This is a genomic window from Viridibacillus arenosi (assembly GCF_001955655.1).
In the GTDB taxonomy this organism is placed as follows: domain Bacteria; phylum Bacillota; class Bacilli; order Bacillales_A; family Planococcaceae; genus Viridibacillus; species Viridibacillus arenosi.
In genome coordinates, this window is record NZ_MSPW01000001.1 from 518,022 (window position 1) to 530,485 (window position 12,464).

Below are 12,464 nucleotides of genomic sequence, written 5' to 3' on the forward strand. Positions count from 1 at the left end.
TAAAAAAAGAAAAGAAGTACATTAAAGTACTTCCCCCTTTTGACTCATTCAACATTACTCAGCGTGAAAAAAGTTATTCAAACGATCGACTAACTCTTCTTTAGCCCATTCGAAAGTTTCGCCAGACTGTCTAAATTTCACTTCTAAAATACCTTCTGAAGCTTTTTTACCAATTGTAACACGTACTGGTAAACCGATTAAATCTGCATCTGCGAATTTAACTCCTGCACGCTCTTTACGATCATCATAAAGCACATCATAGCGATATGATTGCAACAATTTGTACGTTTCTTCAGTTAAGTTCTTTTGTGCCTCATCTTTTTCATTCACTGAAATCAAGTGAATATCATAAGGAGCAATTTGTTTTGGCCAAACAAAGCCATAGCTATCTTGGAATTGTTCTGCAACTGCAGCTACCAGGCGAGACACACCGATACCATAACAACCCATGATAAATGATTGAGCTCGTCCATTCTCATCCAGGAAAGTTGCTTTCATAGAGTCACTGTATGTTGTACCTAGTTTGAATACATGCCCAACTTCAATACCCTCAGCAAATTTAATTGTGCCCTTTCCGTCTGGAGATGGGTCGCCAATTTGAATAAAGCGTAAATCTTCAAAACGATCAATTGCAAAGTCACGGCCTGGATTTACATTAATATAGTGGAAACCGTCTTCATTTGCACCACATACACCGTTACGGATAGATTTGATTGCATTATCCGCAACCACTTTTACATTAATAGGAAGTTTTACAGGTCCCAAAGAACCAACATGACTACCTAGTAAATCAAAGATAACTTTGTCATCTGCTAACTCAACAGATTGTGCATCCAGTGCGTTTTTTAATTTAATATCGTTGATTTCATGATCTCCACGAGCTAATACAACAACTAGGTCGTCATCTACATTAAATACTAATGATTTAATACAAGATTCAGGTGATACTTTTAAGAATTCAACAATCTCATCGATTGACTTCTGGTCAGGTGTAGAAACTTTTTCAAGTTCTTTCATATCTTCATTTGAATGACTATACTCTACGTTTACTTCAGCCATTTCAATATTTGCAGCAAAACTTGATTCATCAGAGAACGCAATTGTATCTTCTCCAATTTCAGATAACACCATAAATTCGTGTGTATCTTTACCGCCTATTGAACCTGAATCTGCGATAACTGCACGGAAGTTTAAGCCAAGTCGAGTGAAAATATTCGTATAAGCTTTTACCATATCATTATATGTTTCATCTAAACTTTCACGTGTAGCATGGAATGAATATGCATCTTTCATAACAAATTCACGACCACGTAATAAACCAAAACGAGGGCGCTTTTCATCACGGAATTTATTTTGAATTTGATAAAGTGTTAATGGTAATTTTTTGTAAGATTTTACTTCATCACGCACTAAAGAAGTAATAACTTCTTCGTGTGTAGCTCCTAATGCAAAATCACGGTTATGACGGTCTTTTAAACGCATTAACTCTGGACCATATGCTTCCCAACGTCCTGTTTCTTGCCAAAGCTCAGCTTGCTGTAAAGCAGGCATTAACAATTCGACAGCATCGATTGCTTCCATTTCCTCGCGAACAATTTGCTCTATTTTTTTAAGTACTTTTGTAGCTAGTGGTAAGTATGAATAGACACCACTTGTATTTTGACGAATAAAACCTGCACGTAATAATAGCTGATGAGACTTAACGTCAGCATCAGCAGGTATTTCACGTAAGGTTGGGATAAATGTTTTGCTTTGTTTCATAAAAACCACACCTTTTGCGTTATTTATAATTATTTATTAAAAGAAAAATCTTTGAATATCGTTCCAAGTAACGACAATCATTAAAATCATTAACAACATAATACCAACAAAATGCACCATGCCTTCTTTTTGACGATCAACCGGTTTGCCACGTATAGCTTCAAAACCGAAGAATAATAGGCGTCCACCATCTAAAGCTGGTAGAGGTAATAAATTCATGATTCCTAGGTTGATACTTAAAATAGCTGCCCAGTTCATGACATTTGTCCACCCGTATTTAGCTACCTCTTCAGTTGCTTTGTATATACCAACAGGACCAGATAATGCATCTAGTGTAAATTTACCAGTTACAAGCATACCTAATAGTTCAAAGATTTTCATTGTCCATGTATACGTTTGCTCCACACCATACGAGAATGCTTTTAGTGGATTTTTTTCCATCGGACTTGAATATTGTACACCTATTTGTCCCATTTTTTGTTCATTTACTACAACTTCTTTTGGTGTTAGTGTAATTTGCGCTTTTTCTTCACCACGTTGTACATCCAAGGTCATTTCTTTTTTCGGGCTATTTTGAATAGCTTCAGATAATTCTTGCCAACTGTCAATCGCTTTGCCATTAATAGCCGTAACGACATCCCCTTTAGCGATACCCGCCGCTTGAGCTGGACTACCTTTTACTACATCAGCAATAACAGGCTCATTTGTTGGAATTCCCTGAACTAGTCCAATAACAATGAATATTATGCATGAAAGGATAAAGTTAAATAATGGCCCTGCAAAAATCGTCATTGCACGTTTACCTAATGATTTTGAATTAAACTGACGATCATAAGGAGCAATAATTGTTTCCGTGCCATTTTCATTAATAACTGCATCACGCGCTACATCATAACGCACAAGTTTTTCATCTTCGTCATAGCCTTCAATCCACAATTCCTTTTGTAGATCCGCCTTTTCAACTTCCAAAAATAACATGTCCGGTAGTTGCTTATTTTGATTTAAAACAATTTTTTCGATTTCATCTTTGTCATTCAGTTGCATACCGATTCTATAACCAGGTTGTAATTCGATATTGTCCATATCGTCTCCAGCCATTCGTACATAACCACCAAGTGGAAGTAATCGAATAGTATACAATGTTTCACCTTTTGTAATCCCTAAAATTTTAGGACCAAAGCCGATTGCAAATTCTCTAACTAAAATACCTGAACGTTTCGCAAAAATAAAGTGACCGAGCTCATGAAAAAATACAATTGAGCCGAACACTACTATGAATGCAATGATTGATTGCATGGAATCCCACCTTCTTCAGCTTGAAAAAATATCATTCAATCCTGTAGTTATTTTATCATGCTTTGAACTGATTTTCTCGTTTCTTTGTCTACGTGTAAAATAGTTTCTAAATCAGGTTGTAAAATGTTCACGTGTTTGTCCATAATTCTTTCAATAAGATCTTCAATTTCCAAGAATTTAATCTTTTCTTGCAAAAAAGCTCCAACAGCTGCTTCATTTGCCGCATTCATGGCTGTAAGAATTGTCCCTCCCATTCGACCTGCTTTATATGCGAAATCAAGGCAGCGGAAACGTTGTAAATCTACATTTTCAAAATGTAATTGAGATATTTTCGCCAAATCAAGACGTTCTGCGGTTGAACGTGGTAAACGCTCAGGATAACTAAGAGCATATTGAATTGGTGTTCGCATATCAGGTGTACCTAGTTGAGCCATAATACTAGTATCATGATATTCAACCATTGAGTGAATAATACTTTCTCTATGTATTAACACGTCAATATTATCATAATCCACATCATATAACACTGCCGCTTCAATGACTTCAAGTCCTTTATTCATCAATGTTGCTGAATCAATTGTAATTTTGGCTCCCATTGACCAGTTCGGATGATTTAACGCCTCTTTTATAGTTACGTTTTTTAAATCTTCACGCGTTTGATCGCGGAAACTACCACCAGAAGCAGTTAATATTAAACGTGAAATGTCTTTTCGGTTCTCGCCGTGCATCGATTGCCATAAAGCTGAATGTTCACTATCTACTGGTAAAATTGCCACACCATGTTTTTTAGCTTCCGACATTACTATATGACCGGCAGTAACTAATGTTTCTTTATTAGCAATGGCAATATTCTTCTTAGCTTTAATCGCAGCTAATGTTGGTTCTAATCCAACACTACCTAATACTGCGTTGACCAACACATCAGCTTCAGGGCAAGTAGCTACGTCTAGTAAGCCTTGTGCACCAAAAACAAAATCAGTTTTCGGAAACTCTTTTTGCAATGCAACTGCATCTTCAGCCAATTGCACTGATACGATAAGAGGTTTAAATTCCTTTACAATTTCACGTGTTTTTTCGATATTTTTCCCTGCAGAGAAGGCTACAAGTTGAAACGAATCTTTATGGTCCTTCACAATATCTAACGTTTGAATACCAATAGATCCTGTTGCGCCTAGTAAACTAATTGATTTCATCAAAATATTCTCCTTCTTCATCCAACAAAGTGCAAGAAATGCAACAATGGTAATACAAATAATAAACTATCAAAACGGTCTAAAATACCGCCATGTCCAGGTAATATTTTACCGGAGTCCTTTACATCATAATGACGTTTAATCGCTGATTCTACTAAATCGCCCAATTGACCGAAAATAGAAGCAATAACCGTTACAATAATTAAAGTGACATATGTTGTTTCAATACCAACAATCAGTTGGAATAGTATTGCAAAGACAATAGCGGTAACAATCCCGCCTACAAATCCTTCAATTGTCTTATTTGGTGAAATTTCTGGCCACAATTTGTTTTTTCCAAGCTTGCGCCCTACAAAATAAGCACCTGAGTCAGTTGTCCACACGATAACCAAGGCATAGATAACATATTCTAACCCTTCCATTCGTGTTTCAATCAAATAATGGAAACCCATACCTACATAAAGCACACTAATAATAACAAACCCTACTTCATCATAGGTGAACTTGTTTTTAATTAGCACTGTATAAATTAGTAATAGAATAGCACCTAAAAATAGAAATTCCATTTTCGAATAAGATGTTACTTCTAAAACTTTTGCCTCCCAATCATTTGGCATTAGCAAAATAAACATTGTTAGTAATGTTAGAATGCCTTGTACTGAAAATAGCGATATACCCTTCATTCGTAAAATTTCATACAGACCAACTGCTGCCATCGCATATACTAATAACGAAAATGGAAGTCCTCCCAAAACAACAAATGGTATAAATAACGCAGCAGCAATGACGCCTGTGATAATACGCTGTTTCACGTTTTATTCCCCTTTCAATCCTCCGTATCGACGATTACGTTTTTGATAATCGTTCACCGCATCTAAAAGTGAATGTTCGTCAAAATCCGGCCAGAGCGTGTCAGTAAAACAAAATTCAGTATATGCTAGCTGCCAAAGCATAAAATTACTCAAACGAATCTCTCCGCTTGTACGAATTAATAAATCAGGTTCTGGTAACTCACTAGTCATTAAATGCGTTGAAATACTATCTTCTGTAATATCTTCCAATGCAATTTCACCATCTTGAGCTTTCTGAACTAATTGTTGTACCGCTGATACTATCTCAGAACGGCTACCATAATTTAGTGCAAAATTTAATACCATCCCTGTATTTTTTTCCGTATCTTTCATCGCTTTTTTTACAGCATTTTGTGTATGTTCAGGAAGAGAGTCCATTTCTCCAATCATAGCGATTCGAATATTCAGTTCCATGAGTTCGGGTAAAAATGAAGTTAAAAATTCCTCAGGTAAGCGCATTAAAAATTCTACTTCCATTTTAGGTCGCTTCCAATTTTCAGTTGAGAAAGCATACAAAGTAAGAGCCTTCACGCCAATCGCATTTGCAGCCCTTGTAATTTTACGAACATTTTTCATACCTTCATGGTGACCAGCTACACGTGGCATTGCACGTTTTTTTGCCCAACGACCGTTACCATCCATAATAATAGCAATGTGTTTGGGCACAATTTCTCCAGTCATATCTGAAATTCGTTCCTGTAAATTTCGATTTTGTTTATCTGATTTTCTCCATACGAGTTTATTCAACATTTAGAATCCTCCACTAGCTTACAAATCGGAACGTATACTTCATCTATCATATCAAAAATAAGAATTCTTTTCCTTAATCTTGTTTAAAAAAAAGACGTCCCCTTAGTTAGGACGTCTTTTAGAAAACAAGGTTCTTGAAATTAAACTGCCATTATTTCTTTCTCTTTTTCTTTAGCAAGTTCATCAACTTTTACAATGCTTTCGTCTGTAGCCTTTTGGACATCATCAGCATAGCCGCGTAAATCGTCTTCTGTAATATCGCCATTTTTTTCGAGCTTTTTGAAATCCTCATTTGCATCACGACGCACGTTACGAATTGCAACTTTAGCATCTTCAGCAGACTTTTTAACGACTTTAACAAGTTCTTTACGGCGCTCTTCAGTTAATGCAGGGATTGCTAAACGAATTACATTCCCATCATTAGTTGGTGTAATACCAATATCTGATTTCATTAGTGCTTTTTCGATATCACCTAGAACTGTTTTGTCATATGGTTGAATTACTAAAAGACGAGCTTCAGGAACAGATATACCTGCTAATTGATTAATTAGTGTTGGTGCACCGTAATATTCAACTGAAATTCGGTCTAATAGTGAAGCGTTCGCACGTCCAGCACGAATTGAAGCTAGTTCGCGAGAATACGCGTTGATTGTTTTTGTCATTTTCTCATTCGCTTGAGTCATCACTTCTTTAGGCATTACGAATTCCTCCTAACAACTGTGCCAATAGTTTCACCCTGAACGGCACGTTTAATATTTCCATTCTCCATTATTGAGAATACTATGAGCGGGATATCATTGTCCATACAAAGTGTTGAAGCAGTAGAATCCATTACCTGCAAACCTTGTTGAATAACTTCTAAGTATGTCAAATTATCATATTTTACTGCATCTGCATTTGTTTTTGGATCAGCTGAATATACGCCATCTACATTGTTTTTCGCCATTAATATTACATCGGCGTTAATCTCAGCTGCACGTAATGCAGCTGTTGTATCTGTCGAGAAGTAAGGATTACCTGTACCAGCCGCAAAAATAACTACGCGTTTTTTCTCTAAATGGCGTACTGCTTTACGACGAATATAAGGTTCCGCTACTTGTGTCATAACTATTGAAGATTGCACGCGTGTTTCAACACCAAGGTTTTCTAATGAATCTTGTAATGCTAAAGCGTTCATCACAGTAGCTAACATACCCATATAGTCCGCATTTGCACGTTCCATACCCATTTCGCTACCGATCTTACCTCTCCAAATATTACCGCCGCCAACAACAAGGGCAACTTCTACTCCTAGGTCCACAACTTCTTTAATTTGTTCTGCTACTGATTTTACGATATTAGGAACAAGTCCGAAGCCTTGATCCCCTGCTAAAGCCTCACCGCTTAATTTGATGACGACTCTTTTGTATTGTGGCACACTCATTGGAAACCTCCGTCATACTTTTTTCTTGAAAAATAGGGAACACGAAAAGCTGTGCTCCCTAGTCTGATATATTAAATGTGTAATAATTAGTTACCTTTAACTTGGTTCATTACTTCTTCAGCAAAGTTGTCTTCGCGTTTTTCAATACCTTCGCCCACTTCATAGCGTACGAATGATTTTAAAGTACCGCCAGCAGCTTTAACGAAATCGCCAACTTTTTGGTCTGGGTTTTTAACGAATGGTTGGTCAAGAACACAGATTTCTTCGAAGTATTTACGTAGACGGCCTTCAACCATTTTAGCTACGATATTTTCTGGTTTACCTTCGTTAAGAGCTTGTTCAGTTAATACTTTACGCTCGTGATCGATTTCTTCTTGAGAAATTTGGTCATGAGTAATGTATTTAGGATTTAAAGCTGCAACGTGCATAGCTACGTCTTTAGCGACTGAAGAATCAGTTGTTCCTTCAACTACAGTTAATACGCCGATACGACCGCCCATGTGTAGGTATGGTCCGAATGAGTCAGCGTCAGTTTTTGTAGCGATTTCAAAACGACGAAGAGTGATTTTTTCACCAATTTTAGCAATCGCATTTGAAATGTGATCCGCTACTGTTAAACCGTTTTCCATAGTAGATTCTAAAGCCACTTCAACTGAAGCAGGTTTAGTAGCTAGAAGGTAAGCTGCTAATTCTTTTACAAGAACTTGGAAGCCTTCGTTTTTAGCTACGAAGTCAGTTTCAGCATTTACTTCAACTAGTACAGCTTCGTTTCCTTCTTCTAAAATGAAAGTTGTACCTTCAGCTGCAATACGATCTGCTTTTTTAGCTGCAGAAGAAAGACCTTTTTCACGTAGGAAGTCGATTGCTGCGTCCATATCTCCGTCTACTTGTACTAATGCTTTTTTACAATCCATCATACCGGCACCAGTTTTTTCGCGTAATTCTTTTACCATTTGTGCAGTTACTGCCATTGTTAGTTCCTCCTTGTGTAATCATGTTATGAATTTTTTTGTTTTCTCAAAAAAAGGCGATAAGAGGGTTTAGCCGCTTATCACCTGTTTCTTACTTGTGAATTACTCTGCTGCAGCTTCAGTAGCTGGAGCTTCTTCTTCACCTTGTTTAGACTCAATTAAAGCGTCTGCCATTTTTGCAGTTAATAATTTAACAGCGCGAATTGCATCGTCATTTGCAGGAATAACGTAGTCGATTTCATCTGGATCACAGTTAGTATCAACAATACCTACAAGAGGGATGTTTAGTTTGCGTGCTTCAGCAACAGCAATACGTTCTTTACGTGGATCTACAACGAACATAACATCAGGAATACCTTGCATGTCGCGGATACCGCCTAAGAATTTAACTAAACGTTCGTGTTGTTTTTTAAGTTGAACAACTTCTTTTTTAGGAAGAACTTCGAAAGTACCGTCTTCTTCCATTTTTTCGATTTGTTTCATACGAGCAACACGTTTTTGGATAGTACCGAAGTTAGTTAAAGTACCACCTAACCAACGTTGGTTAATATAGTAGTTACCAGAACGCTCTGCTTCTTCTTTGATAGCTTCTTGTGCTTGTTTTTTCGTACCAACGAAAAGCACTTTACCACCATCAGCACCAACTTGGCGCATGAAGTCATAAGCTTCCTCTAATTTTTTAACAGTTTTTTGTAAATCGATAATGTAGATACCGTTACGCTCAACAAAAATGTATTTCTTCATTTTTGGGTTCCAACGGCGAGTTTGGTGACCGAAATGTACACCAGCCTCAAGTAATTGTTTCATAGAAATTACTGACATGTGTGTTTCCTCCTGAAAATGGTTTTTTTGTCCTCCGTATTCGTCATTTGTAAGAGTAACTCTATTAAAAGAGCACCTGCTCCATACATCAGAATACGTGTGTATTGTAACACCACTTGCTACTATATCACACAATACTTACAACTGCAACAAATTTAGTGTTTAAACTTTAGTATCAGTTCAATTTCAGTTTTACCTTTTTGTAAAGATTTTGCAATTTCTTCGATTGATCGACCTTGAGAATATAGTTCTCGAACTTGATCCTCTACCGAAATTTCTATGCCTGCTACGGTCTCTTTTTCCGTTTGAAGAACTGCTTCAAACGTTTGGTGTTTTTTTTGTGGTTGAGTTTGGTTCTGTTTATAAGCTTTTGCTGCAACATTTTTTGATGCACTAATTGTTGATAGTAAAAAAGCTTCTTCGCTTTTTTGCTTTTGTTCCCTTTCAGGTACAACTGGAACTTCTTTTTCTTCCAACAATTGTACCACCGGCTCATTGTTAGTTGTTTTATTTATTATATTAATGTTGGAAAGCTCTTCGATTAATCGATTGTTTTCATCACGCATTTCAGCCAAATATGCACCAACAGCATTATCCATGTCATCTTTTAAACGCTCTTGTTTTACTTCAATATCTTTAAAACGAGAAAGCTTAGTATATAGCATGATAATTAAAAAGAAGCTGATGATTTGCGCCATGAATAAAAAGACAAGTATTGCAACTACCATTGTTGCTCCTAACCGCTATAATCCACAAATTGTCCTTTATATGGATGTTTAGCTTTTTCTTTCACTTCTTCTGAGTCATGCTTTTTCTTACTATTCTTGCCACTACCTGATTGATTATTCGCAGATGGATCTTCATCTTTAATCTCATCGGTACTTTCCGATTCCAATACAGAAGTGCGATTGCGCTCAATTTGGCGTTGCAAAGCTGCATTGGCCAAGTCTTGGTTCGTGTTTACTTGTTGTTGTGCTTGGTCAGCCATTTTACCCGCTTCAAATGTTTTTGGAATAGCTATTTGAAGCTCGACACCTTTTAAGCTCATACAACATGCCTCCATTTATGCATTTTGCATTTCAGATGATAATAGATTCCGCAATTTAAATAATGCTTTTGAATGGATTTGTGAAATACGTGAAGTTGAAAGCTCTAGCATTTCTCCAATTTCAGTGAGTGTCATTTCTTCTGTATAAAACAGACTTAATACAAGTTGCTCTTTCTCATTTAACTTCAATATATTGTCCGCAAGATCCCCGAGTAATTCCATTTTCACAACTTCTTGTTCAGGTGTTTTCACAGTATCATCACGAATAATAAATGATTTACCTTCATGATCATCCTGTTCTGAAGACTGCTCGTCCATTGATAATACATTTGAAATAAAGTGTTCTTGCATTGTTTGATAGATATCATCAACAGGCACATCTAAAGTAGCAGCAATTTCCTCTGGTGTTACATGACGCATTAAACGTTGTTCTAACGACTCAATTTGTGCATCTAATTTTTTTGCTTTTTCACGAGCAGAACGTGGAAGCCAATCTTCTTTTCTAAGACCATCAATAATAGCACCACGAACGCGAAATGATGCATATGTATCAAATTTCAAATCACGAGTTGGATCAAATTTATTTAATGCATCGAAGAGTCCCATCATTCCAAGGCTTGTTAATTCATCCCTTGACACATTTTTAGGTAAGCCAGTACTAATACGCTGTACGTGATAGGATACTAATGGGATATACTTTCGTATTAGCAAGTCTCCTGCACGAGGATCTCGTTCAGCAGTCCAGCTACTCCAAAGCTTCTGCTCTTCATTTACAGTTGGTTGCATCGCCGAATCCTCCCATTTAGTAAAGTACAATTTGTAAATCTATTATATCAATCTATTTCTGTATAAAATCCTCTAATTCCAAGCAAATCATGATCATTTGATGTCTTCTAACATCATGGATTGAACTACTTTTGCTACTTCTTCAGCATTTTCTTCAATGTTATTATTCGTTTGACCAGTCTGTTGCTCTTTTACTTGTTCATTGTTCATTGCAAGTTCACCCTCAGCATGAGTCTCTTCTGATAGTGGTGAAAAAAAGACAAATGCAATGACAAAACGTACTAAAAACGCAATTAAAAATACGACTAACGCAACAATAAATGAACTTGATAATATCGTCGTTGGCGTCTTAAATGATTGGAATGTTATGAAAAAATAAATTGAAAATCCAATCAGAGAAGCCCAACAATTCCATAAAATAGAACCAACCATTATATATCTTTCACTCCTTGATTTACTGTTCGAATATTTAATTTGGTCGTTTGTAAATCAAACTCTATCGTTCGACCACTACTACCACCAGTATCTTCCGCAATTAGAGGAATGGACAGTTTCTTTAATTGCAACTTCACAGCCTCTACATTGCGCGGTCCAATTCTCATAGAATCTCTACTCGATGTAAATTGGAACATCTGCGCCCCTCCAGCTATTTTTGCTTTTAGCTTAAAAAGTTGGATCCCCTCTTGTTTCAGTTGATTTACCATGGCAGGAATACCTGTATCGGCAAATTTCGCCACATTGATCGAGTCTGTTCTACCGAGTTGTGAATCTGGAAGCATCACATGAATTAACCCTGCTATCCCTTTTGATTCATCATATAACACTACACCTACACATGAACCTAATCCAGATGTTCGGATTGTGTTAGGCGCTTTTGCTACGTCCATTTGAGCTATTCCTACTTTGACTACACTAGGGCTATCTATCATATTAAGAAACTCCTAATGCTCTAAAAATAGATTCAAAGGAGTCGGGATCAGGTAACAAGAAGAAATGTCCTCTTACAGTCTCTGTATCTCCCATATTTTCTTCATAAATCGTAGTATCAATGACGATAACATGATCGCTCACTTGAGATACTTCAATTAATCCAAAACTGATAATAGCACCAAACATATCAATACTTAACGCAGGTGGAGTTGGATAAATTTTCAAACCAGTGAAATCCGAGAGCGCTGATAAGTATGAGCCCGATAAAATATTTCCGAGCTCTTGCATTGCAGAAAAACCTAATTCGGAAACAGGTGTTTTACGGAAATCAAAGCCTTCATCTCGTATTAATTTTTGTATGAAGTGATTAGCTTGTTCAATCGGTAGAATAAAGAACATTCCACCTTTAGCATCTCCTTCAATTCTCAAATAGATGCCAGCGACTACTTGTTCCGCACCGCCACCTCTTTCCATCATTTCATTAAATGACACCATTTCAACTTTCGGTACACGCATATCTATTTTTGTATTCAATAAAGATGAAAGAGCAGTAGCAGCATGCGCTGCTCCAATGTTACCAATCTCTTTCAAAACATCTAAATGTAATGACGTGATTTTATCTTGAAATGTCAT

The 12,464-nt window shown here is 36.7% G+C and carries 15 protein-coding genes; all 15 read right to left on the minus strand.

What is annotated here, in order from left to right:
• Positions 1-54: 54 nt before the first annotated feature.
• A complete protein-coding gene (locus BK137_RS02510; RefSeq protein ID WP_038184209.1) occupies positions 55-1,761 on the minus strand; it encodes a proline--tRNA ligase in 1,707 nt (568 codons plus the stop codon).
• Positions 1,762-1,797: 36 nt separating this feature from the next.
• Entirely contained in the window at positions 1,798-3,057 is a 1,260-nt protein-coding gene (gene rseP / locus BK137_RS02515; RefSeq protein WP_038184205.1) for an RIP metalloprotease RseP, read from the minus strand.
• Between the two features lie 47 nt (positions 3,058-3,104).
• Positions 3,105-4,250: a 1-deoxy-D-xylulose-5-phosphate reductoisomerase gene (locus BK137_RS02520; protein ID WP_038184202.1), complete on the minus strand. Its 1,146-nt coding sequence runs from the start codon at positions 4,248-4,250 to the stop codon at positions 3,105-3,107.
• A gap of 17 nt (positions 4,251-4,267) precedes the next feature.
• The gene (locus BK137_RS02525) at positions 4,268-5,062 is read right to left on the minus strand and encodes a phosphatidate cytidylyltransferase (protein WP_038184199.1); all 795 of its coding nucleotides are present in this window, start codon (positions 5,060-5,062) and stop codon (positions 4,268-4,270) included.
• 3 nt (positions 5,063-5,065) lie between these two features.
• The gene (locus tag BK137_RS02530; protein WP_038184196.1) at positions 5,066-5,851 is read right to left on the minus strand and encodes an undecaprenyl pyrophosphate synthase; all 786 of its coding nucleotides are present in this window, start codon (positions 5,849-5,851) and stop codon (positions 5,066-5,068) included.
• Positions 5,852-5,991: 140 nt separating this feature from the next.
• The gene (gene frr / locus BK137_RS02535; protein ID WP_038184193.1) at positions 5,992-6,549 is read right to left on the minus strand and encodes a ribosome recycling factor; all 558 of its coding nucleotides are present in this window, start codon (positions 6,547-6,549) and stop codon (positions 5,992-5,994) included.
• The gene (gene pyrH / locus BK137_RS02540) at positions 6,549-7,274 is read right to left on the minus strand and encodes a UMP kinase (RefSeq protein ID WP_038184190.1); all 726 of its coding nucleotides are present in this window, start codon (positions 7,272-7,274) and stop codon (positions 6,549-6,551) included. Before pyrH ends, frr begins: the two co-directional genes overlap by 1 nt.
• Before the next feature lie 86 nt (positions 7,275-7,360).
• The gene (gene tsf / locus BK137_RS02545; protein WP_038184187.1) at positions 7,361-8,245 is read right to left on the minus strand and encodes a translation elongation factor Ts; all 885 of its coding nucleotides are present in this window, start codon (positions 8,243-8,245) and stop codon (positions 7,361-7,363) included.
• A gap of 102 nt (positions 8,246-8,347) precedes the next feature.
• Positions 8,348-9,067 carry a 30S ribosomal protein S2 gene (rpsB, locus tag BK137_RS02550; RefSeq protein WP_038184184.1) on the minus strand — a complete coding sequence of 240 codons (720 nt, stop codon included), beginning with the start codon at positions 9,065-9,067 and terminating at the stop codon, positions 8,348-8,350.
• A 155-nt stretch (positions 9,068-9,222) separates the two neighbouring features.
• Positions 9,223-9,795, minus strand: coding sequence for a DUF6115 domain-containing protein (locus tag BK137_RS02555; RefSeq protein ID WP_038184181.1), 573 nt, complete (start codon positions 9,793-9,795; stop codon positions 9,223-9,225).
• 8 nt (positions 9,796-9,803) lie between these two features.
• Positions 9,804-10,115: a hypothetical protein gene (locus BK137_RS02560; protein WP_038184179.1), complete on the minus strand. Its 312-nt coding sequence runs from the start codon at positions 10,113-10,115 to the stop codon at positions 9,804-9,806.
• A 15-nt stretch (positions 10,116-10,130) separates the two neighbouring features.
• The gene (locus tag BK137_RS02565) at positions 10,131-10,901 is read right to left on the minus strand and encodes a FliA/WhiG family RNA polymerase sigma factor (protein ID WP_038184175.1); all 771 of its coding nucleotides are present in this window, start codon (positions 10,899-10,901) and stop codon (positions 10,131-10,133) included.
• A gap of 93 nt (positions 10,902-10,994) precedes the next feature.
• Positions 10,995-11,333, minus strand: a complete 339-nt coding sequence (locus tag BK137_RS02570) for a hypothetical protein (RefSeq protein WP_038184173.1) — start codon at positions 11,331-11,333, stop codon at positions 10,995-10,997.
• Complete coding sequence (locus BK137_RS02575) at positions 11,333-11,830, minus strand: chemotaxis protein CheD (RefSeq protein ID WP_038184171.1); 498 nt, start codon at positions 11,828-11,830, stop codon at positions 11,333-11,335. Before BK137_RS02575 ends, BK137_RS02570 begins: the two co-directional genes overlap by 1 nt.
• Before the next feature lies 1 nt (position 11,831).
• On the minus strand, positions 11,832-12,464 hold the full coding sequence (locus tag BK137_RS02580) for a chemotaxis protein CheC (RefSeq protein WP_038184169.1): 633 nt from the start codon (positions 12,462-12,464) through the stop codon (positions 11,832-11,834).

Coding starts and splice junctions, on each gene's coding strand:
- BK137_RS02510 (WP_038184209.1), bottom strand. CDS start 1,761: ATGAAACAAAGCAAAACATTTATCCCAACCTTACGTGAAATACCTGCT.
- rseP (WP_038184205.1), bottom strand. CDS start 3,057: ATGCAATCAATCATTGCATTCATAGTAGTGTTCGGCTCAATTGTATTT.
- BK137_RS02520 (WP_038184202.1), bottom strand. CDS start 4,250: ATGAAATCAATTAGTTTACTAGGCGCAACAGGATCTATTGGTATTCAA.
- BK137_RS02530 (WP_038184196.1), bottom strand. CDS start 5,851: ATGTTGAATAAACTCGTATGGAGAAAATCAGATAAACAAAATCGAAAT.
- frr (WP_038184193.1), bottom strand. CDS start 6,549: ATGCCTAAAGAAGTGATGACTCAAGCGAATGAGAAAATGACAAAAACA.
- pyrH (WP_038184190.1), bottom strand. CDS start 7,274: ATGAGTGTGCCACAATACAAAAGAGTCGTCATCAAATTAAGCGGTGAG.
- tsf (WP_038184187.1), bottom strand. CDS start 8,245: ATGGCAGTAACTGCACAAATGGTAAAAGAATTACGCGAAAAAACTGGT.
- rpsB (WP_038184184.1), bottom strand. CDS start 9,067: ATGTCAGTAATTTCTATGAAACAATTACTTGAGGCTGGTGTACATTTC.
- BK137_RS02555 (WP_038184181.1), bottom strand. CDS start 9,795: ATGGTAGTTGCAATACTTGTCTTTTTATTCATGGCGCAAATCATCAGC.
- BK137_RS02560 (WP_038184179.1), bottom strand. CDS start 10,115: ATGAGCTTAAAAGGTGTCGAGCTTCAAATAGCTATTCCAAAAACATTT.
- BK137_RS02565 (WP_038184175.1), bottom strand. CDS start 10,901: ATGCAACCAACTGTAAATGAAGAGCAGAAGCTTTGGAGTAGCTGGACT.
- BK137_RS02570 (WP_038184173.1), bottom strand. CDS start 11,333: ATGGTTGGTTCTATTTTATGGAATTGTTGGGCTTCTCTGATTGGATTT.
- BK137_RS02575 (WP_038184171.1), bottom strand. CDS start 11,830: ATGATAGATAGCCCTAGTGTAGTCAAAGTAGGAATAGCTCAAATGGAC.
- BK137_RS02580 (WP_038184169.1), bottom strand. CDS start 12,464: ATGACATTTCAAGATAAAATCACGTCATTACATTTAGATGTTTTGAAA.